The organism is Planctomycetota bacterium (assembly GCA_035384565.1).
GTDB lineage: Bacteria > Planctomycetota > PUPC01 > DSUN01 > DSUN01 > DAOOIT01.
Genome location: DAOOIT010000022.1, coordinates 50192 through 71084 on the forward strand (window position 1 = coordinate 50192; position 20893 = coordinate 71084).

The 20893-nt window shown below is 67.8% G+C and carries 14 protein-coding genes; 12 read left to right on the top strand and 2 right to left on the bottom strand.

Annotated features, from left to right (window positions below; translation table 11 throughout):
* Window position 1: 1 nt before the first annotated feature.
* On the bottom strand, window positions 2–2347 hold the full coding sequence (locus PLE19_10150) for a tetratricopeptide repeat protein (GenBank protein HPD15303.1): 2346 nt from the start codon (window positions 2345–2347) through the stop codon (window positions 2–4).
* Window positions 2348–2418: 71 nt separating this feature from the next.
* Window positions 2419–4185, bottom strand: a complete 1767-nt coding sequence (locus PLE19_10155; GenBank protein ID HPD15304.1) for a tetratricopeptide repeat protein — start codon at window positions 4183–4185, stop codon at window positions 2419–2421.
* Between the two features lie 259 nt (window positions 4186–4444).
* Between PLE19_10155 and PLE19_10160 the strand changes: the two genes are divergently transcribed.
* The 12 genes from PLE19_10160 to PLE19_10215 all read left to right on the top strand — a co-directional run bounded on the left by PLE19_10160 (window position 4445) and on the right by PLE19_10215 (window position 20841).
* Window positions 4445–6316, top strand: coding sequence for a ThuA domain-containing protein (locus PLE19_10160; GenBank protein ID HPD15305.1), 1872 nt, complete (start codon window positions 4445–4447; stop codon window positions 6314–6316).
* A 27-nt stretch (window positions 6317–6343) separates the two neighbouring features.
* A complete protein-coding gene (locus PLE19_10165; GenBank protein HPD15306.1) occupies window positions 6344–7591 on the top strand; it encodes a Gfo/Idh/MocA family oxidoreductase in 1248 nt (415 codons plus the stop codon).
* Between the two features lie 18 nt (window positions 7592–7609).
* A complete protein-coding gene (locus PLE19_10170) occupies window positions 7610–8641 on the top strand; it encodes an MBL fold metallo-hydrolase (GenBank protein ID HPD15307.1) in 1032 nt (343 codons plus the stop codon).
* Between the two features lie 62 nt (window positions 8642–8703).
* On the top strand, window positions 8704–12969 hold the full coding sequence (locus PLE19_10175; protein HPD15308.1) for an SUMF1/EgtB/PvdO family nonheme iron enzyme: 4266 nt from the start codon (window positions 8704–8706) through the stop codon (window positions 12967–12969).
* Window positions 12970–13062: 93 nt separating this feature from the next.
* On the top strand, window positions 13063–14883 hold the full coding sequence (locus tag PLE19_10180) for a hypothetical protein (protein ID HPD15309.1): 1821 nt from the start codon (window positions 13063–13065) through the stop codon (window positions 14881–14883).
* On the top strand, window positions 14880–15674 hold the full coding sequence (locus PLE19_10185) for an SAM-dependent chlorinase/fluorinase (protein HPD15310.1): 795 nt from the start codon (window positions 14880–14882) through the stop codon (window positions 15672–15674). Before PLE19_10180 ends, PLE19_10185 begins: the two co-directional genes overlap by 4 nt.
* The gene (gene mnmG / locus PLE19_10190; protein ID HPD15311.1) at window positions 15671–17518 is read left to right on the top strand and encodes a tRNA uridine-5-carboxymethylaminomethyl(34) synthesis enzyme MnmG; all 1848 of its coding nucleotides are present in this window, start codon (window positions 15671–15673) and stop codon (window positions 17516–17518) included. The genes PLE19_10185 and mnmG overlap by 4 nt, the downstream gene beginning before the upstream one ends.
* Window positions 17515–17985 carry a nuclear transport factor 2 family protein gene (locus PLE19_10195; protein ID HPD15312.1) on the top strand — a complete coding sequence of 157 codons (471 nt, stop codon included), beginning with the start codon at window positions 17515–17517 and terminating at the stop codon, window positions 17983–17985. The genes mnmG and PLE19_10195 overlap by 4 nt, the downstream gene beginning before the upstream one ends.
* Window positions 17985–18686 carry a 7-cyano-7-deazaguanine synthase QueC gene (gene queC, locus PLE19_10200; GenBank protein HPD15313.1) on the top strand — a complete coding sequence of 234 codons (702 nt, stop codon included), beginning with the start codon at window positions 17985–17987 and terminating at the stop codon, window positions 18684–18686. The genes PLE19_10195 and queC overlap by 1 nt, the downstream gene beginning before the upstream one ends.
* A 48-nt stretch (window positions 18687–18734) precedes the next feature.
* Window positions 18735–19511 carry a hypothetical protein gene (locus PLE19_10205; protein HPD15314.1) on the top strand — a complete coding sequence of 259 codons (777 nt, stop codon included), beginning with the start codon at window positions 18735–18737 and terminating at the stop codon, window positions 19509–19511.
* A gap of 53 nt (window positions 19512–19564) precedes the next feature.
* Window positions 19565–20116 (top strand): hypothetical protein, encoded by a 552-nt coding sequence (locus PLE19_10210; GenBank protein HPD15315.1) that lies wholly within the window; start codon window positions 19565–19567, stop codon window positions 20114–20116.
* A 71-nt stretch (window positions 20117–20187) separates the two neighbouring features.
* On the top strand, window positions 20188–20841 hold the full coding sequence (locus PLE19_10215) for a PDZ domain-containing protein (GenBank protein HPD15316.1): 654 nt from the start codon (window positions 20188–20190) through the stop codon (window positions 20839–20841).
* The last annotated feature ends 52 nt before the right edge of the window (window positions 20842–20893 follow it).

Below are 20893 nucleotides of genomic sequence, written 5' to 3' on the forward strand. Positions count from 1 at the left end.
GTCAGTCTGCCTTCCTGTCGTCGGTCTCCTCGGCGGCCCCTTTGATCTTCGCCTCGATCCTGGGGAGGATCTCTTTGGCTTTGGCGGCATGGGGGCTCGCGGGGTACTCGAAGAGGAGCTGGGAGCACTTGTTGTAGGCCTTAGGCATGTCGTTCATCCGGTAGGCCACGATGACCCACTTGAGGAGCATGCTGTCGAGGAAGTCGCCGTCGGGGTAGTCCTGGAAGATCTGCGTCAGAAGATCCTCGGCACGGGCATAGTCCTTTGCCTCCACGTGGTAGTCCACGAGCTTGGCGAGGGCCTGGCCGGCGAAGGGGCTGTCGGGGTAGCGGTCGGCGCAGAGCTTGTACTGCTGGATAGCGGCCTCGGAGGGGCCTGTGGGCGCCCCCTCTCGGCGCGGCGCGGCTGCGGCCTGGGCTTCGAGGCACTGGGCCAGGCGGAACTGGGCCTCTGCCTTGGCCTGCGAGTGCGGCAGGGCGAGTATCTGGCGATAGACGGCCATTGCCTGGGGAAGGTCGTTCTGGTCGACTCGGATGGCGGCGATGCCCATGAGAGCCTGGTCCACGAAGGGGCTGTTAGGGTAGAGGCGATGGAAGAGGCGGCAGGTGGCGATGGCGTTGGGAAAATCGTCCTGGGCGATGTACAGCTCCCACTTGAGCTTGAAGGCTTCCTCGCGGAGCGCGCTGGGGATGGGGGCCTCGAGGCTCAGGATGGCGTCCACCCGTTCGATCCCCTGGCTGCTCTTCTCCTTGGCGCCCTGGGTGAGGCCCATGCTCTTGAATATCTTGGCCAGTTCCAGATAAGCGGTGGCCTCGACCAGCTCCTTCTTGGTCTTGAGGAGGGGGTCCGGCACGACGTTCTGGGTGGCTCTGGGCCGGCTATCGATCTCGCCGACAACCTTGAGCTGGGCGGTGACTTCGCGGGGGGTGGAGCCGGCGATGTGGAGATCGTCTACATAGGTGGCCACGATCTCGTCGCCGACGAGGCAGGAGAGGATCTGGTCTGCCTTGTCAATCGGCTGGCCTTCGCGCGCGGGCTGGATGGCAACGGTGGCGCCGAAGCGGCCCGTGTGGACCGGCGGCTCGCCGAGCTCGGTGAGGGTGAGCACCACTTCGTCGCGGACGACGGGGCGGGTGTCCTCGTCCGCCCCGGCGATGCCCGCCGCGGCGACGGCCGCGCCCAGCCCCTCGGCGGGGGCCGGCTGGTCGCTTGTCTCGCGGTACCGCGAGAGGATGCGGACGGTCACCGTGTCGGCCTGAGGCGAGGTGTCGTGGTCGGCATCCTGCAGCAGCACCGTCAGCGGTTGCCCGAGGAAAGCTGCGTTGGCTCGCGACTCATAGGTGCCGAGCGTGAAGCGGAGCTGAGCCGTGGAGACCACGCGCACGACCTTTTCGCGCGCGACTCCCCGGTGGCCCTCTTGCGTGTTCTCATCGAGGTAGGTGGCCGTGATGGAATCGCCGCCGGTGACCTGAAGCGTCCCATCGCCGGGCTTGGGGGAGGCGAGGTCGGTGGGGATGGAGGCGATGAAGATGCCCTGGTCGGGAGCCAGCGGGGTGCAGGGAATGGTCTCTTTGTCGCCGTGGGTGGTGGAGAGCTGGACTTGGATCGGCTTGCCGAGGCGGTGCAGGATGGGCAGATCGGTGTCCTGCACCTTCACGAAGAACCTGCGGCCGGCCTCGGCATACTCGACGGCCGGGCTGTTGGGGTCCACGAAGGTGCCGACCAGGCTGAGGGCCTGGATGGCCTTGTTCCAGTTGCCCTGGGCAAAGTGGCACAGGCCGATGTGATGGTAGGCCTGGTTCGCCCAGAGCGTGTTGGGGTAGTTGGCAGTGATCTTGCGGAGAATCGGAAATGCGGCGGCGTACTGGCGGGTCTGGAAGTAGGCCACGCCCGTGAGGTACAGGCCTTCGAGGTAGAGTTCCTTGGCTGCGCCCGAAAGCTCCTCGTCAGGCTTCTTGAGGTCGTTGAGGCGGCGCAGCGCCGCGATGGCAGCCGCCTGGTCGTGAGCCTCCAGATGGTGCTTGCCGAGGGCGAGCCAGGCGTCGAAGCGCACGGGGCTGTTGGGGTACTGGTCGGCGATGGCCTCGAGCATCTTGACCGCGCGCTCCGTCTCGCGCGCGAGGAGGAGATCCTGCGCGCGCTTGAGAAGCCGCCGGGCCGCGAGGTCATCCTCCTCGGCTGTGTTGGAGGCGCCCTCGCCCTTCGTGCCCGCCTTCGTGGCCGCTGCGGGTGCGGCCTTGGGGCGGGGAGCGGCGAGGGCTCCGGCCAGCGCGTTGCTCCAGGGGGCGAGCAGGGCGAGGGCCAGCGCGAGGAATGAGTGGCGGAGGCGGAGCGATACTCGGAGCACGGGAGGCCTCCTCAGCGGTTGAGAACTCCAGATGTTGGGCCCCGAACGGCGCCGGTGGAGCGCCGGGGCAGCTATTGGGCGTCCAAGCCGCCGCCCATTTTGACCCCGAGGCGCTCGAGCTCGTGATGGGCGGCGCTGGACTGAGCGCTCTCAGGATATTTCTTGAGCACCATCCGAAGGGCCGCGATGTGCTGGGGCGTCTTGCCTGCCTCGCGGTAGAGGTTGGCGATGCGGAGCGCGGCCTCGGGTGCGTGGGCTTTGAAGAACGCCTCGACCTCGCGGAGTTGGGCCACCGCCTGATCGAGCTTGTCCTGCTTGGCGTAGCAGTCGGCGATGGCCCACAGGTTGTCGGGCGGATTGTCGCACTGCTGGTAGACGGCGATGGCTTGAGGATACTGCTTCGTGGCGTGGAGGAGCTGGCCTTTGAGCCAGAGGGCCTCCTTGGCGAAGCGCGCGGAGCGCAGAAGCTGGTCGGCGATGGGGACGCCGAGGGCGGCGTCCTTGCGGCCGTGGTGGAAGCGGAGGAGTTCCATCTGGCCGAGTTCCTTGTCGTCGAAGCTCAGGCAGATGTCCTTCACGAGGTCCGGCTCGCGCGCAGCCAGGTAACGCGCCAGGTCGGCCTTCTCGCTGTCGGGCATCTCGCCGAGCCGGAGCTTGCTGACGAGATTCCGGGCCAGCTTGGCCTCGTTGGCGCGCTCGTAGAGGATACGCATCAGCTCCCGAATGTCCGCATTGGCCATCTTCTCAAACGCGAGCTTGCCGTAGTAGTCCATCACCTTCGCCTTGTGCTGCGCGAACAGGGCGATCCAGCGCACGATGCGGGCATAGTCGCCCGGCTTCTGGCCACGCTCGAACTGGGCGTCCAGGCGTGCGATCCATTGGGCAGGGTCGCGTTCGAACGCGAGCTTGAAGTTGGCCAGTTCGATCTGATAGTGGTCCCAGTCGGCGAAGCGGCCATCGAGCGCGGCGGCCCAGGTGCGATAGTATCGGTCGCGGAGGTCGGCCTGCGCGTTGTCGAACCGGCCGTGGAGCCGAACGCCTTGGAGGACGTGTCCCCAGTAACGGCGGCTGCTGTCGAGGTCGGCCTCCAGGCGTTCGGGTTTTTCTCCGAAGCCTGCCACCTCGCGGTAGAAGGCCCTCAGCTTGGCTTCGTCGGGTTGCGTGCGGATGTAGAAGGCGATGACCTGCTGGATGGCGTTGTTGGCGGCCTGCGGGTTCTGCGTGCGGAAGTTGACGGCGATCTGGCGCCATGTGGCGGCGGCGCGCTCAGCTTGGCCCTCTTTGGCCAGGTGCTCGGCAAGATGAGTGAGGGCCGAGGCGGCGAGGGGATGCTTGGAGTAGGCGTCGTCGGCAGCCATCTTGGCCCAGATTCTCATGGCATCTTCTTCGTCGCCGTTCTCCCAGTGACAGAGTCCGATATTGAAGAGGGCCGGCGCCGCGTACTTCACGGCGTTGGGGAAGTAGTCGAGAACCTCGTTGTACGCCTTGATCGCCTCGTGACGCTTGAGCGCGAGGTGAAGCGCTCGAGCCTTGCGTACAAGAGCGTAGGGAATGGCCTTCGACTTGGGGAACTCGAGGAGGAAACTGTCGTACTCGGCGGCGGCGCGTGGGAAGTCCCTGGAGTCGAAGACCTTGTCGGCCTTGGTGAGCGCGTGGCCTTCGAACGTGTCGAGGGTCTTCACCTCCTCGTTGGAGAGCTGCACCTCGGCGCTCGGGGGTTCTCCCTGAGGGCGTGCAGGGCGCGCGCCCGCGAGGCATGGCGGGGCCACGAGCAGCACGATGGCGGCAAGCGGCCCGCACGCCCGCCGATGGAGCAGGTTGAACCAAGCCTTGCGCATCTCCGCCTCTGCCCTGGGTCGCCAAGGTCTTCTGGCGGCTGCCTTTCCTCCCGGCAACGGCAATCATAGCGGTTTGACCCAAGGAGTCAAGCGCCTCCAGGAGCGCGCGGAAGGGCCGCGTGGAGACCTCTGGCCGGGCCTTCGCTCGCGCGCAGGAGCAGGTGCCCGGGCGCCCTTGAACTGAGTTGACGAACTTGCTAGGCTGAATGCGGCAGTGCCAGTGTGTGCCTGATGGGCTCTTGTGGAAAGGGGGCTGGGAATGGCCAGCACGGGTGTTCGGTGTGCGACGCTGGCGATTGCGGCGGCTTGGGCGGCCTCCGCCGCCGTGGCGCTGGAGCAAATCCCGAAGCACCAGGAGAAGAGGATACTCGATGCGGCGCCCGTCAGGCCGCGCGTGGAGCCCAAGAAGGCGCGCAAGGTGCTCGTCTTCAGCACGCCCGCCCACCTGTACGACAAGGACCCCCACAAGGGCTACTGTGTGCCCTATGGCGCCGCCGCCCTCAAAGCCCTCGGCGAGAAGTCCAAGGCCTTCGAGCCCGTGATGAGCGATGAGCTGGCCATGTTCCTGCCCGAGAACATCAAGCAGTTCGATGCCATCGTGATGAACAACTCCTGCGGCCCGTGGATCACGCCGACCGATGCCGATATGGAGAAGGACGGGTTCAAGAAGCTCGGGGCCGAGAAGAAGGCCGTGGAGGAGGCCCTTCGCAAGACGTTTCTGGACTGGCTGAACGCCGGCGGCGGCGTCATGGCCATTCACTTCGCCATCGCGGCCAATGGGCACTGGCCGGAGTTCGGCGAGTTGATCGGCGGCAAGTTCACCGGCCACCCCTGGAACGAGGAGATCGGCGTCATGGTGGACGACCCGACGTCGCCCCTCGTCGCCGCCTACGAGGGCAAGGACTTCCGCATCGCTGACGAAATCTACCAGTACGGCCCCCCGTTCGACCGCGCCAAGTGCCGCGTACTCGTTTCCCTCGACCCCGAACGCACCAACATGGGCGTCCGATGGATCAGCCAGCCCGACAACGATTGGCCCCTCGCCTGGGTCAAAGCCGTCGGCAAAGGCCGCATCTGGTACACCTCCTTCGGCCACCGAGCCGACCTCTTCTGGAACCCGCAACTCCTCCAGTTCTACCTGGATGGCATCCAGTTCGCGACGGGGGACCTCGATGCGCCCACCGAGCCGCGAAAGGAGAAGCTCGTGAGACGCGTACCCGGCCCCACCCCACCCGAAGTGCGCGCCGCCAAGATGAAGGCGGGAAGCGTTGCCGAGCCGACCGAGGAACAATTGAAGAAGATCGAGGCGGCTGCACCCGACACCGCGCCGGCCAAGCCCGCCAAGCCGCGCAAGGTGCTCGTGTGGGGCCACGCCTGGACCCACACCCCCAACGCCATCGCCGAGAAAGCCCTCGAAATCCTCGGCAGGAAGACCGGAGCCTTCACCGCCGTCGTCAGCGACGACCCGCGCCTCCTCCTAATTGACCGCATCGGCCAGTTCGATGCCATCGTCATGAACAACATCCACGAGCCTGAGCCATTCCTGCCGCCCGACTTCGGCAAGCTCGACGACGAGCGCAAGGCCGCCGCCAAAGCCTTCGACGCCGCCGTCAAGAAGAGCATCCTCGACTACGTCGGCGGCAAGGACCCCAACAACAAGGACGTTCCCGGCCGCGGCATCGTCGGCATCCACGCCGCCACCGCCGCCTTCGCAGGCTGGAAGGAATACGGCGAAATGATGGGCGGATTCTACAGCGGCCACCTCTACGAAAAGGTAACAATCAAGCTCGACGACCCCAAGCACCCCCTCAACGCCGCCTTCGAGGGCAAGCCCTTCCAAATCAACGACGAAATCTACTTCTTCCAGGAGCCCTACTACACCCGCAAGAACCTTCGCATTCTCCTCACCCTCGACCTCGAGGCGATGAAGGACCCCGGCAAGCGCCCCGACAAGGACTACGCCATCAGCTGGGTCCGCGAATACGGCCCGGGCAAGGGCCGCGTCTTCTACACCACCCTCGGCCACGCCCTCGAGACCTACTGGAACCCGCTCTTCCTTCGTCACCTCCTCGCTGGCATCCAGTTCGCCACGGGCGACCTGCCGGCCGACGCCGCACCGAGCGCGAAGTGAAGCCCTTTCAGACGCAAGGAGAGAGGAATGGAGTCCGCTGAACTCACAGGGTGCAGGGGGGCTGCTGTTTCCACGCGGCGCCAGTTTCTTGTGGCAGGCGCCGCGCCGCTCATCGTCTGCGGGTTGGTCCGTGCTGCGGAGCCGGTACCCCCGCCTCCCAAGGCGTTCGACCGCAAGCTCAAGCTCGGCCTCATCGGCGCTGGCGGACGCGGCCGCTGGATCGCCAACCTCTTCAAGCAGCACGGCGGCTACGAGATCTGGGGCGTGGCCGACTACTTCGAGGACGTGGCGAAGGCCGCAGGCAAGGCCCTCGGGGCCGATGAGGCCCGCTGCTTCGGCGGACTCCAAGGCTACAAGCGCCTCCTGGAGAGCGGTGTCGAGGCCGTCGTGATCATTGATGTGCCCTACTTCTACCCCGAGCAGGCCACCGCGGCGGTCCAGGCCGGCGTCAACGTCTACATGGCCAAGCCCGTGGCGACCGACGTGCCCGGCACCCTCGCCATCGGCGCCGCCGGCAAGCTCGCCACTGAGAAAAGGCTCGCCTTCCTCGTGGACTACCAGCTCCCGCTCGACCCCTCGAACATCGAGGTCGCCACCCGCGTCCGCGAGGGCGCCATCGGCCCCATCGCCCACATCATCTCCTACGGCTTCACCGGCATGTGGGGCGACCCGCCGAAGACCCAGACCATCGAGAGCCGCCTGCGCGGCGGCACCTGGCTGTCCGACATCGCGCTCGGCGGCGACGGCGTCGTGGCCTATGACATCCACATTATTGACGCCGTGCAGTGGCTCATGGGGCGCCGACCCGTGGCCGCCTGCGGCTTCTCGCGCACCTGCCGCCCCAACCCCAACGGCGACCGCACCGACTGCCTCGGGGTGGTCTACGAGTACGCCGACGGCGTGGTCTGGACGCACATTACTCAAACGCTGGCGAACGAGCACGACGTGGCCTCGCTCACGGCCAGCTTCTACGGCATGAAGGCCACCGCCCGCCTCGCCTACTGGGGCAAGTGCTATGTCCGCGGCGGCGACAAACACTTCGTCAAGGACGCAGGGAGCGTCTACGACCAGGGCGCCATGCGCAACATCGCCAACTTCTACGACAGCATCATCAAGGGCGACTTCACCAACCTCACCGCGCAGCGCGCGGTTGACGGCACGCTCACGGCCATCCTGGCCCGCGAGGCCGCCGCCCGCCGTCGCTACCTGACGATGGACGAGTTGATCAAGGAGAACAAGCGGCTTGAGGTGAGTCTTGAGGGTCTCAAGAGCTGAACGACAGGAGAGTGCGGCATGTCGAATTGGCTACTGGGCCTCGCGGCCCTGGTGCTGCTCGTCCCGTGTGTCGGCATGTCTGCTGAGGCGGCCCGCCTGAGCATCTACTGGGTGGATGTCGAAGGCGGAGGGGCGACGTTGATCGTGACGCCAGCCGGCGAGTCGGTGCTCGTGGACACCGGACTCGATAATCCGCGCGACCCCGGCCGCATTGCCAAGGTGGCAAGGGATGTGGCGGGCCTCAAGCAGATTGACCATCTGGTGGTCACCCACTTCGATATTGACCACCATGGCGGCGCGGCCGAACTCTCGAAGCTCATCCCTATCCGCCGCGTGTACGACCAAGGTGGCGAGATCGGGCGGCCCGAACCGATGTACGTGAAATACGTCGCCTGGCGCAAGACGATGCCCTACACGGTCCTCAAGCCCGGCGACACGCTTCCCCTCCGCCAGGCCGAGGGGGCTGCCAGAGCGAGCCTCACGTGCCTCGCCGCCGCCCAGCAGTTCATCGCGCCCGGCCCCGACCACAAGCCCAACCCCATTCCCGCCTCGGAAGCGCCCGAGTACCCCGAAGACAAGTCCGAGAACCGCCAGTCCGTCGTCCTGCTCCTGCGCTTCGGCGCCTTTGAGTTCTACGGCGGCGCCGACCTCACGGGACGTCTGGAGGCGAAGCTTGTTCTGCCCGTCAACCTGGTGGGCGAGGTGGACGTCTATCAGGTGACCCACCACGGGCTGGACTTGTCGAATAATCCCGTGCTCGTGAGGTCGCTGGCCCCGACGGTAACGGTGATGACCAACGGCGACCGGAAGGGCTGCGGGCCGAGAACGCGGGCCGTGCTGAAGGCCACCCCCTCGATTCAGGCCAATTACCAGCTTCACAAGAACCTCGCACCCGACGCGGACAACACGCCCGACGAGCTGATTGCGAACCTCGGGCCAGGCTCGGAATGCAAGGGCAACCACATTGAACTCCAGGTCGCACCCGACGGAGCGGCCTACACGGTGCGCATCCCCGCCACGGGCCACGAACGGACGTTCAGGACGAAGTAGCGGCAACCGCCATTCTGCGTAGCGAGAGGCGTCCCGCTGGTATCAGGGCGAAGGAGAGTGCCTTGAGCTTGAGATGCCCTGGGGTGATCGCATGGGTGGCGGTTTGGGCGCGAGCCGTGGCGGCGCTCGGAGCGGAGGGCGGAGCGACGAGCGGCGTAGAGGGCGCCCCGACCAAGCAGGCCTTTGTCTGCGACTTTGCGAAGGGGCTGCCCCGCGAGGTGCGGACGGTCGGGGGGAAGTGGGAACTGAAGGATGGATGCCTTCGACTGGTGGACCCGGCAGCCTCCGATCCCACCAAAGCGCTCATCCTGATCGGCGAGGGACACAATGTGTCCGCCGAGGTCGTGATTACGGCCAGGCTGCGGCTCGATACCTGGGCGGAGGACGACTGGGCGCGCGCCGGCGTAGGCCTGTGCGCGGACCCTGCCAACGGCTACGGCCTCAATCTCGTGTTCCACGCCGGGAAGCTGGAGTTCGTCCGCGACTACGTGGAGTGGGCGCCGGGATGTCCGTTCGCCTACCGCTCTGGCCAGTGGTACTGGGTGAAGCTGTGGAAGACGCCCGCCGGCCTCAGGGGCAAGGCCTGGAGCGATGGACAGCCGGAGCCGGCCGACTGGATGGTGGCGTGGGGCAAGGATCACGCCAGGCTGACCGGATACCCGGCGCTGGTGGGGTGCTCGGCAAGCCCCGATAACCGCGTCTGCTCGGTTTCCTTCTCCCACTGCGAGGTGCGCGTCGGCGGAGGCCCCTTCGGATACTACACGCGGCAGGCCACGTGGGTGGAGACCCTTGCGGCGAGCCGAGCCGCGCTCGCCCGCCAGGAGACCGAACTGGCCGGCAAGACGAAGGAGCCGCCGGGGGCGGGCAGCGCGCGGCGCGACGATCTCTGGCGCCTGTTGGAGCAGGACTTCCCGGATGCCGAATCGCTGCGGCAGATGGCCGTGGAGCGCCAGGACAACCTCTGGGCTGAAGACTGGCCATTCGACAGGCCCGGCGGGCTGGCCGAGCGCTATGCCGCGGCCACCCGGGCCGGCCTGGCGCCGCGAGCGCGCGAGTTGGCGAGGAACGTAGCCAGACTCTCCGACCTCCCGCCCGTCCGGGAATTGTACTATCGCTCCAAGGAGATCGAGAGGGTCCTGGCGGGATGGGACGCGAAGCTGGAAAGCCTGCATCGGGCGGTGGCGGACCTGATGCGCACATACGGGGAGAATTACCCGCGGGGGCGACAGTACCTGAGCCAGATCGTCTCGCTGCGCGAGACCCTGGCCGCGGCGCAGCAACAGCCTGTGGACGCGGGCCGGCTCCTGGCCGCGGTCGCGCGCTTTGAGGAGCTGAGGCGCGAGGCCCTCCTGGCAAACCCGCTGCTGGACTTCGACCGGTTGCTCGTCATCAAGCGACGTGAGAGGCGGCAGCCCGACCCCTCCGCGCTTCGCACGGTGCCGTTCTCGGGCAACGACCCCATCGGCGTGCTCCACGGCCTGCCGATCAACTTCCAGGGCAACGGCGTCCTGAGGCAGGTGCCCTTCGACAACGAAATCGCCGTGCTCTCCAGGCTGAAGACCGTCGGGGAACTCACGACACTGTTCCGCCCGGAGAAGGCGGTCTACGTCGGCAACGTGGCGCTCCATTTCGACGCGGACCGGCTGCTCTTCTCGTCAATCGGCCAGGGCGGCCGCTTCCAGGTCTTCGAGATCGGAGTGAACGGCGAGGGCCTGCGCCAGGTGACGCGCGGCGACGAGCCCGACGTGGACAGCTACGACTCCTGCTACCTGCCCGATGGCCGCATCCTGTTCGCCTCATCCGCCTGCTTCCAATCGGTGCCGTGCGAGCGTCGGCTCGACGAAGTGGCCAACTTCTGCGTGATGAACGCGGATGGCTCGGGCATCCGCCGCCTGTGCTTCGACCAGGACCACGACTTCTGCCCCACGGCGATGCCCGATGGGCGAGTGCTCTACACGCGATGGGAGTACACCGACATCGCGCACGCGTTCAGCGCGCGGGTGTTCACCATGAACCCCGATGGCACCGAGCAGCGCGCCTACTACGCCAGCAGCAGTCACTGGCCGAACCGCATCTTCTACGCGCGCCCCATCCCGGGCCACCCGACGAAGTTCGTCGGCGTCATCTCCGGCCATCACGGCACCGCGCGGGCGGGCGAGCTGATGCTGTTCGACGTGGCCAGGGGACGCCAGCAGGCCGAAGGCGTGGTCCAACGCATTCCGGGCTGGGGCCAGAAGGTGGAGGCCCGGATGGTGGACGAACTGGTGTCCGGCTCCTGGCCGCGCTTCCTGCATCCCTACCCGCTGAGTGATAAGCACTTCCTGGTGTCGTGCCAGCCGACCCCCGACTCGCGCTGGGGCATCTACCTGGCCGACGTGTTCGACAACCTAGTGCTGATCCGCGAGGAGCCGGGGTGGGTGCTCTTCGAGCCCGTGCCGCTGCGGGCGACGCCGCGGCCGCCTGTGATCCCGGACCGGGTCACACCCGACTCCCGCGAGGCCACCGTCTACCTGTCTGACATCTATGCCGGCCCCGGGCTGGCAGGAATCCCTCGCGGCACGGTCAAGGCCCTCCGCCTGTTCACGTACCACTTCAACTACTTCGGCACGTCGGGGATCGAAGACTACATCGGAATGGACGGCCCGTGGGACGTCCGGCGCGTGTTGGGCGCAGTGCCGGTGGACGGTGACGGCTCGGCCTACTTCACGGTGCCGGCGAACATGCCGCTGGCCGTGCAGCCGCTCGATGCCGAAGGCAAGGCTCTCCAACTGATGCGAAGCTGGTTCACGGCCATGCCCGGCGAGGCCGTCTCGTGCGTGGGCTGCCATGAGGACAGGAACAGCGCATCGCCCAACCGCGGCACCCTCGCGCTGGGCCGCAAGCCGTCGCCTATCAAGCCCTGGTACGGTCCCACACGCGGGTTCAGTTGGGACCGCGAGGTCCAGCCAGTGCTCGACAAGTACTGCGTCGGTTGCCATGGCGGCAAGGCGCAGGCCGATGGCCGAACGCCGATGGACCTCCGCCGGGCCGAACCCAGGACGTTCCCGTTCTCAGACGCCCCGTTCCCCCCGTCGTTCTATGCGCTGCGGCGCTATGTCCGCGCCCCGGGGTTGGAGGGCAACCCGCTGCTTCCTCCGCCGGCCGACTATCATGCCGACACCTCGCCCCTGGTGCAGATGCTGCGCAAGGGCCACGGCGGGGTGCGGCTCGACGCGGAGGCCTGGGATCGCCTGGTGACCTGGCTCGACCTCAACGCCCCCGCCTATGGCACCTGGCTCGAGATACCGACGGCGCGCAATAACCCCACCGCGCGCCAGTGCATCGAGCGGCGCCGCGAGCTTCTGAAACGCTATGCAGGCTTCGACGACGACCCCGAGGCCGATGCGGGCCTGCCGCCGGCCCGGGTCGGCGACCCGGTTCCACCTCGGGCGCCGGGGGCCACCACGAGCGTCGGCAATCTCCCGGGGTGGCCCTTCGACGAGGTCGAGGCGAAACGGAGACAGGCCGCGGCCGGGCCAACCACCGACCACAAGGTAGACCTCGGTGGCGGTGTGACCTTGGACCTCAAGCTGATCCCCGCCGGCGAGTTCGTCATGGGCGACCCCGAGGGCTATCCAGACGAGCGCCCAGTCTTCGTGGCGAAGATCGAGCGGCCATTCTGGATCGGCAAGATCGAGGTCACCAACGAACAGTTCGCCCGCTTTGACCCCGAGCATCGCAGCGGCGACGAGGGCAAGATGTGGCTGCGATGGAGCCGCGGCGACTTCTTCCCCCTGGACCAGCCCCGCCAACCCGTGTGCCGCGTCTCGTGGGAGCAGGCGAATGCCTTCTGCGCCTGGCTGTCGCGGGCCACCGGCGCCGCATTCGCACTGCCCACGGAGGCTCAGTGGGAATGGGCCTGCCGTGCGGGGAGCGATCAGCCCTTCAGTTTCGGTTCCGCGGAAACGGGTTTCGCGGACTTCGCTAACCTGGCGGATACCTCGCTTCTGCGGCTGTGCCAGGGCGAACGAGTCCGGCCGTTTCTACCCGTAGCATCAGGGGATGACAGGCACACCGTTTCCGCGCCGGTGGGCTTCTATGCACCGAATGCCTGGGGACTCCACGACATGCAGGGCAATGTGGCCGAATGGACGCGCAGTGCGGAACTCCCATACCCCTTCCGTGCGGAGGATCCAGGCCACGCTGCTGTCGGCGGCCGACGGGTCGTGCGGGGCGGCTCTTGGTACAGCCGTCCCGGCTTCGCGCGGTCGGGTGCCCGCCGGAGCCACTGGCCATGGCAGCGAGTGTTCGACGTGGGCTTCCGCGTGGTGTGCGATGCGGGCGATTGAAGGGCATCGCTCGCGCACCGCTTGCGAGGACCGGAACGGACACCCTGGGCTGCAACCTTGACGACGACGGCAGGGAGCCGCTAGAATCTGGGAATGAAGAGCGCTGATCCTCAGGTGAACTCGCCCAGTGGCCGAGAGTGGGTGGCGGCCGGCTTGGTCCTGGCGGCGTTCTGCGGCCTGGTGCTCTGGGGGCTGGCGTGGGGAATCCCAAGCACCGAGCGGGCCAGGCTGGACGGTTCGGTGCAGCGCGCCAGGGAACTGTCGCCAGAACTGCTCCAGAAGAGCTGGCAGATATGGGGCTCGCGCGGCCGGCGCTCGCCCGTGGCCGAGATGTACCCGCGACACCTCTTCAACCCCCTGCGCTCGTACCACCCTGACGAGTACCAGGTCTTCAAGACCCTGAGCAACATGCGGCCAGGACGCCTGGACTTCGACCCGAAGAACTACATCTATCCTGCCTTGCATACCTATCTGGTGGGCGCGGCCGAGGGCATCTGCCACCTGCTGGGCGCAGTGCGGATCGAGCGCAACGTGGGCTTCTACTTCGACCATCCGGACGAGTTGGGCCGCATGTACCTGGTGGGGCGCGCACTCACACTGCTGGCGGCTGCCGGCGCCCTCGCGGTCTCGTGGCGCCTGGGGGCCTCTATGGCGCCCGGGGTCGGGTTGATTGCGATGGGACTGCTCGCGGCGATGCCAGCGTTCGCCGTCCACTCGCATCACCTGACGCGGGACACTCTCACGGCGCTGGCAGCGCTTGCGTTCTTCGGCTGTTGTCGCAGGGTCGCCCGGACCGGGGCCGCGCGATGGTTCGACTTCGCCGGGGTCGCGGCGGGCCTGTGCGTGGGCTGCCAGTATTTCGCTGCTCCGCTCTGGGTCATGGTGCCGTTGGCGGGCGTCTTGTGGTACCGGCGTGAAGGCGATTCGAAGCGTGCGCTCGCAGGCGGGGTGGCGGCGTCGCTCGTGGTGATGGCGGCGGTCTTCGCACTCACGAATCCATACCATTTGCTTCGGGCCGACCAGTTTCTGGCGGACTTCAGCTCGGAGACAGTTCATGTTGCGCACGGAGGCCCCGTGGACCGCGCGCTGTCTCTGTCATGGGCCATGCACCTGCCTGAGATGCTTCCGTCCCTGGTCACATGGCCCGTGGTTGTGGTGATTGCCGTTGGCGTGGTTTGGGCTTTGGTGCGCAGGCAGGCCGACGACTGGCTCCTGCTCGCGTGGGTGCTGGTGTGGGCGGGCGTGGTGGGTTTCGACGGACGTGCCTACTCGCGCTACTACGTGGGCCTTCTGCCCGCGCTTGCGCTCATCGGAGCCAGGGGCCTGGTTGCGACATGGGGCTTTCTCCAGCGCCTCGTGCCGATCGCGTGGGCGCGCATGGCCTGCGCCGCGGCGGTTCTGGCAGTGGTCTTCGGCTGGGCGGGGGCAATGACCTTCGCGTGGTGCGAGCTCTATGCGACGGAGAATGTCAGAACCGTCGCGGGGGAGTGGATTGCCCGGCACCTGCCTCGCGGCGCGCGGATCGGCGTAACCGAGTGGCCGTGGCAGTACGAGATGCCGCCGTTGGATCCCGCGAAGTACCGCCTCGTGGCCATGGAGGATTCGCCCCGCCAGTTGCCACACGACCTCCAGCGGCTGTGGCACGAGAAGCCCGACTACTTCGTGACCAGCAACCTCCAGTTCGGCAGGATGCCGGGCAAGGGCAAGCCCCGGAACGAGGCGGAGCGATTCTGGCAGTTTCTCCTCGGCGGCGATGCGTATCGGGCGGCGAAGGAGTTCTCCGTGCCGCACCGGTTCCTGGGAGCCGACCTGATGTCGTTGCCCGAGGACCTGCGCTACGTGAACCCGATCATCTGCGTGCTCGAGCGGCGCGTGCGCGAGGCGCGCGGGCCGCGCCTGAGACCGACCCTATGAGCCGACGTTGCATCACGTTTCTGACGGATTTCGGCACGGCCGACGCCTACGTGGGCGCGATGAAGGGTGCCGCTCTGTGTGTGAACCCCGACGCGTGCCTGGTGGACATCTCGCACGAGGTGCCGCCGCAGGATATCGCGTGGGGGGCGCACCTGCTGGCGTGGGCCTGGCGCTGGTTCCCGTCGGGCACCGTCCACGTAGCCGTCGTGGACCCCGGCGTCGGCAGCGGGCGCCGCATCCTGGGCGCGGAGACTGCCGGGCAGGTGTTCCTCGCGCCCGACAACGGCTTGCTGAGCCCCGTGCTCGCGCAGGCGCCGCCTCGGCGGCTGGTGAGCGTGACCAATGCCTCGTACTTCCGCAACCCCGTGAGTGCGACGTTCCACGGTCGGGACGTTTTCGCCCCGGTGGCGGCCCATGTCACGCTTGGGGTAGACCTTGCGGAGCTTGGCCCTCCTGTGGCCGACCCCGTGCGCCTGGAGGCTGGAGGCCCGCGACGCGCGGGCGCCGGCGTGATCGAAGGCCAAGTCATACACGTGGACCGATTCGGGAACCTGATCACGAACATCACCGAGAGCGATCTCGACAGCCTGGGCGTCCCTCGGGGAACCCTGCGCGTCGGGACCGCTGGGAGGATCATCGAGGGCGTCAGCGTCTCCTATACGGATGCTTCTCGCGGCGCGCTGCTTGCACTGGTGGGCAGCGCGGGGCTGTTGGAGCTGGCGGCCAACTGCGGGTCCGCACGGCAAGTGGTGGGGGCAGGAGTAGGGGAGAAGGTGAGAGTGAGCCGATGACGGGTTCGATCGGTGGAGGGGAAGTGTTCGACGTGATCGTCGTGGGGGCGGGCCACGCGGGCTGCGAGGCCGCGCACATCGCCGCGCGCCTCGGCGCCCGCACACTGCTGCTCACGATGAACCTGGACACCATCGCCAAGATGTCCTGCAACCCCGCCATCGGAGGCCTGGCGAAGGGGCAGTTGGTGCGCGAGATTGATGCGCTCGGCGGCCTGATGGGCCGCGTGACCGATCAATCGGGCATCCAATTCAAGATGCTCAACCTCGGCCGCGGCCCAGCCGTGCATTCGCCGCGGGCCCAGGCCGACCGCTGGCTCTACTCGCGCACGATGAAGCTCGCGCTCGAGAACCTGCCGAACCTGTGGCTGCGCCAGGCCAGCGTGTGCGGCCTGCTGGTCGAGGGCGGCCGCTGCGTGGGCGTGCGCGACAGAATGGGGGTCGCCTACCGCGCCCGCGCCACCGTGCTCACCACGGGCACGTTCCTCAACGGCATGGTGCACCTGGGCGATATCGAGGTGCCAGCCGGCCGCGCCGGCGAGCCGCCGGCGGTCGGGGTGTCGGACGACCTGCGCGCCCTGGGCTTCGAGGTGGAGCGCCTCACGACGAACACACCGCCCCGCCTGCACGGCGGCACGATTGACTACGCGGTGCTCCAGCCGCAGTACGGCGACCGGCCGCCGCGGCCCTTCTCGTTCTCGACCCGCGAGTTCCAGCGGCCCGATATTCCGTGCCACGTGGCCCACACGAACGAGCGGACGCACGAGATCGTGCGGGCCAGCGCCCATCTGTCGGCCGAAATGTCGGGCAGGGCCGCGGGCGCTGTGCCGCGCTACTGCCCGTCCATCGAGGCCAAAGTCGTCCGCTTCCCCGAGAAGACCTCGCACCAGCTCTTCCTGGAGCCCGAGGGCGAGCACACGCGCGAGGTGTATGCCAACGGCCTCTTCAACACGCTGCCGCCCGAGGCCCAGGTGGCCATGGTGCGGAGCATCCGCGGCCTCGAGCGGGCCGAGATCGTGCGCTTCGGCTACGGCATCGCCTACGACTTCGTGCCGCCCTACCAGCTCACGCCATCGCTGGAGACCCAGCGCCTGCCCGGCCTGTTCCTGGGCGGACAGATCAACGGGACATCGGGCTACGAGGAGGCGGCGGCCCAGGGCCTGATGGCCGGGCTCAACGCCGCCCTGGCCGCCCGGGGCGACGGGCCGCTCGTGCTCGGGCGCCACGAGGCCTATGTCGGCGTGCTCATTGACGACCTGGTGACCCTGTCTCCCCGCGAGCCGTATCGCATGTTCACCTCGCGCGCCGAGTACCGCCTGCTGCTTCGCCAGGACAACGCGGACCGCCGACTGATGCCGCATGCCCGGCGCCTCGGGCTGTGCGACGACGCGCTCTGGGGCGAGTTGCAGGCCAAGGAGCGCGCCATTGCCGAGGCACGCGCTTTCCTGGCCGCCCGATTCCACGACGGCCACTCGCTCGTCCAGTGGCTCCGGCGGCCTGGGATGACGCTAGCCGGAATCGAACGGTTCGCGCCCGAGGTGGCGGGGTTGGGCCTGACGGACGCCGCGCGCGAGCAGGTGGAGATCGAGGTGAAGTACGAGGGCTATATCGAGCGGCAGAAGATGGAGATCGAGCGACTGCGGAGCATGGAGTCCCGCATGATCCCCGACGCATTCGCCTACGAGACGCTCCACGAGTTGAGCGCCGAGGCTCGCGACAAGCTGACGCGGCTGCGGCCGGCCACGCTGGGCCAGGCGGCGCGCATCGCCGGCGTGTCGCCCGCCGACGTCGCGCTGCTGATGGTGCACGTCGAGCGGGCCTGCCGAGCGGAGGGCGGGGCGCGATGAAGAAGCTGTTGCTGGCCGCCGGCGTTCTGGCAGCGTTGGGTGCGGCCGCCTGGCTGATGATGCAGTGGCTCACGACCGACGAACAGCGGGTGAGGCGGGCGGTGGGCCGCCTCGTGGGGCGGCTCGAGGCGCGCGACCCCGCAGGCTTCTGCCAGCTCCTCACCGAGGATTACCAGGACGCCAACGGCTACGACCGCCTCTCGATGCGTGTGCTGCTCACGAGGGGCCTGATGCATCTGGCCCGCGTGGACGTTCAGGTGGACGCGCTGGAGGTGGCGGTGGCGGGGGATGAGGCGACCGCCGAGTTCACCGCCTACGCCGTGGCCGAGGCTCGCGAGCCTGGCCAGCAGCCGCCCTGGCGGCACCAGACGCTTGTGCGCCTCCGCCTGCGCCGCGTGGAAGGCGAGTGGCGCGTGCGCCACGCGGAGTACGCCCTGCCGGAGATCGTGCGCCGAGGAGGCCTCTGATGGAGAAGGCGGCCGTGCCCGAGCGTCCCGGCGCCGTGGTGCTGGCGAGCGGGGGAATGGATAGCTGCGTGCTCGTGGCCCTGGCGCGCCAGGAACACGAGGTGGCCATGCTCCACGCCAACTACGGCCAGCGCACCGTGGCGCGCGAGAAGCGGGCGTTCGATGCCATCGCCGATTTCTACGGCGTGCCCGCCGGGCGGCGCCTCACCGTGGATCTGGCGTACCTGGCTGCCATAGGCGGTTCGTGCCTGACCGACCCGGCCATTGCCGTGCCCAAGGGGCAGCTCGACCGCGAGGGGATCCCCGTCTCCTACGTGCCCTTCCGGAACGCCAACCTGCTCGCGGTGGCCACCGCCTGGGGCGAGGTGCTGAGCGCCACGCGCATCTTCTTCGGGGCCATGGAGGAGGACAGTTCGGGCTACCCCGATTGCCGCGGTGTGTTCATCGAGGCGTTCAACCGCGTGATCGCAGCGGGCACGCGCCCCGAGACGCGGCTCGAGGTGGTCGCGCCGCTGCTCCATCTGTCGAAGGCCGACGTGGTGCGGTTGGGCACTCGCTTGGGTGCGCCCTTCGGCCTCACCTGGTCGTGCTATGAACGCGATGACGTGGCGTGCGGCCGGTGCGATAGCTGCCTGCTGCGGCTGCGCGGCTTCCGCGAGGCGGGGGTTCCCGATCCTATTGCCTATGCCAATGTGCTATAATAGTCGGTGACGGTTTGCGACGCCCCAATCCGGACTAGGAGGCTGGCGATGTCGTGGAGACACCTGGCGGCGGCACTCCTGTGCCTGGTATGCAGCGGTTGGACCCTGGCGGCAGCGGAACCGGCCAGGCCTGCGGATGTTACCGCCGAGCAGCTCGCCGAGGCGCTGAAGGGCTTCCGGGGCTTCCTGGTTGGCGACGTGGTCGAGCGCAGGGAGACCGGCGCCACGCTGTTCGTGCGCTCGATCACCCTGGTCGAGGGCAACCAGGCGAAGAACCCTGGTATCCTGATGGGCCGCCTGGCCGCCGTGCAGTACGCGACGGAGAAGGATGCCCAGGGGGTCGAGCGGCCCATGAAGGGCCTTGTGAGGCTGATGCAGCAACTGGAGAGGCTGCCCGCCTTCGCCTTCGGCGGTGGAGGGGGCGGAAACGTGATGATCATGATGGACGAGGGGGGAGGCGCCATGGCGGCCGGCGGCGCCGGCGCCGTTGCTGGCGGCGGCAACGTCAAGATGCAGCGGATGATCATGAAGGCCGCCACGATGCGGATGAACGTGAATGGCATGGACATCCGGTTGGGCGACGATGACGAGGACGCCGAAGCCGAGGCAGCGGATGCTGCGAAGCCGAAAGGCCCCGTGGCCACGCTGAGGGTGAAGGCCGCCGCCGACGGCACGCTGGTGGCCGACCGAGCCATGCCCGGCATGCAACCATCGGCGACCTGGGGCGGCATGCCCAAGGTGCAGTTTGGCGAGGCCCAGGCCCTGGAGGCCGTGCCCGCGCCCGACGGGCCGAAGCGGGAGAAAGGCAAGGACGCGCAATTCTGAGCGAAGTGACGCCTTGCGCAGCATTTGCGTGCCTTCCAGTGTCTATTGAGTAGATGCCTCGCAAGACAGGAGAGTGCGCCATCGCCAGGAAACGGAAACCGGAGCCCCCCTCGGAGCCTGTCGAGGCCCGGCGCGTGGCCGTCGGCACGTCGGTGGTCGAGATCGCGCTGGCCCTGCTGGTCGGCTGGCTCGTCTATCGCTCCGGCATTGCGCGGTTCGCGAGTTCCTCGGCCGATCTGGGGGCGGGAGACGTGCTGATTCTGGCCTCGGCCTTGGGCTGTCTTGCGGTTCTGGTGTACGTGCTGGGCGCAGCCCAGTGGCGCCTTCGGGGCCGCGACCGGGTGCGCCTGCTCTTGACAGGCTACCTGACGCTGATGATGTCCTTCTTCGGCCTGTGCTGGTTCGATGTGAGCATGCGGAGCGCCGAGCTCCCCGCGAAGGGGGAAGGCGTGTCGGCCCTGGGGCGGGTCATCGAGCGGACCGCCGCGGCCAGCCTCGCCCTGGGCTCGCTCCTCGTCGGTTTGATCTTCGTGGCGATGTTCCTGTGGCTCGGGCGGCGCGCCTTGAATCCAGCCGCGCGCGATGCTATTGTAGAAGGGATGTGACTCTGGCCGTTCCATGGTACAGTGCCAGCCGTGCGGCGCACGTGCCAGTCCATGCAATGGGGGATCGCTCAGTGAGAAGCCGGGTCATTCTGTGGGCTCTTGTGATCGGCGCAGGGGCCATCGTCGTCGGCGGGTGTTCCGGTGACTCGGGCAGCCTGCGTGGCGAGGTGTCGGCCCTCCAGCAAGAGAACCAGCAGCTCAGGGAGCAGGTGGAGAAGCTGAGCGCCGAGCTGCGCCCCCTGCGGGCCAAGGTGGACGAACTGGACGTCGGCCAGCGCCGGCTGGAGGGGACTCTGGCCAACGCGCGAAAGGACTTGGAGGCCCGGGTGACCGACATGGTGCAGCAGGAGGTCAGCGGCCGCCGCGGCGAGCGGCGGTTCATGCCCGTGGCGCCGCCGCCGGCGCGCTTCGAGGAGAAGCCCTACATGGGCTTCGACGGGCAAGACATCGAGCCCGACGTGGCCAAGTTGCTGAATCTCAAGACGAAGACCGGCGTGCTGGTCACCGATGTGCGCGAGGGCTCTCCCGCCGCCGTGGCCGGCGTGGCGAAGAACGACGTGATCGTGGGCATCGGCGACGCCGAGATCAAGAGCTTCCAGAATCTCAAGGAGGCGCTGGAAGGCAAGAAGCCGAACGATGTGCTGACGCTCACGGTGCTCCGCGGCGACGAGAAGCTGGCGGTGAAGATCACCCTCGGCGCGCGCCGCGTGCGGGTGGATGAGTAGCCCACGAGGTTGGCTTGGCGGCGGCTGGCCCCTGTTGCCGCCGAAAGGAGAA

Excerpts from the sequence above, each read along its gene's own strand:
- PLE19_10155 (HPD15304.1), bottom strand. The coding sequence starts at position 4,185 with ATGCGCAAGGCTTGGTTCAACCTGCTCCATCGGCGGGCGTGCGGGCCG.
- PLE19_10160 (HPD15305.1), top strand. The coding sequence starts at position 4,445 with ATGGCCAGCACGGGTGTTCGGTGTGCGACGCTGGCGATTGCGGCGGCT.
- PLE19_10165 (HPD15306.1), top strand. The coding sequence starts at position 6,344 with ATGGAGTCCGCTGAACTCACAGGGTGCAGGGGGGCTGCTGTTTCCACG.
- PLE19_10170 (HPD15307.1), top strand. The coding sequence starts at position 7,610 with ATGTCGAATTGGCTACTGGGCCTCGCGGCCCTGGTGCTGCTCGTCCCG.
- PLE19_10180 (HPD15309.1), top strand. The coding sequence starts at position 13,063 with ATGAAGAGCGCTGATCCTCAGGTGAACTCGCCCAGTGGCCGAGAGTGG.
- PLE19_10185 (HPD15310.1), top strand. The coding sequence starts at position 14,880 with ATGAGCCGACGTTGCATCACGTTTCTGACGGATTTCGGCACGGCCGAC.
- mnmG (HPD15311.1), top strand. The coding sequence starts at position 15,671 with ATGACGGGTTCGATCGGTGGAGGGGAAGTGTTCGACGTGATCGTCGTG.
- PLE19_10195 (HPD15312.1), top strand. The coding sequence starts at position 17,515 with ATGAAGAAGCTGTTGCTGGCCGCCGGCGTTCTGGCAGCGTTGGGTGCG.
- queC (HPD15313.1), top strand. The coding sequence starts at position 17,985 with ATGGAGAAGGCGGCCGTGCCCGAGCGTCCCGGCGCCGTGGTGCTGGCG.
- PLE19_10205 (HPD15314.1), top strand. The coding sequence starts at position 18,735 with ATGTCGTGGAGACACCTGGCGGCGGCACTCCTGTGCCTGGTATGCAGC.
- PLE19_10210 (HPD15315.1), top strand. The coding sequence starts at position 19,565 with ATGCCTCGCAAGACAGGAGAGTGCGCCATCGCCAGGAAACGGAAACCG.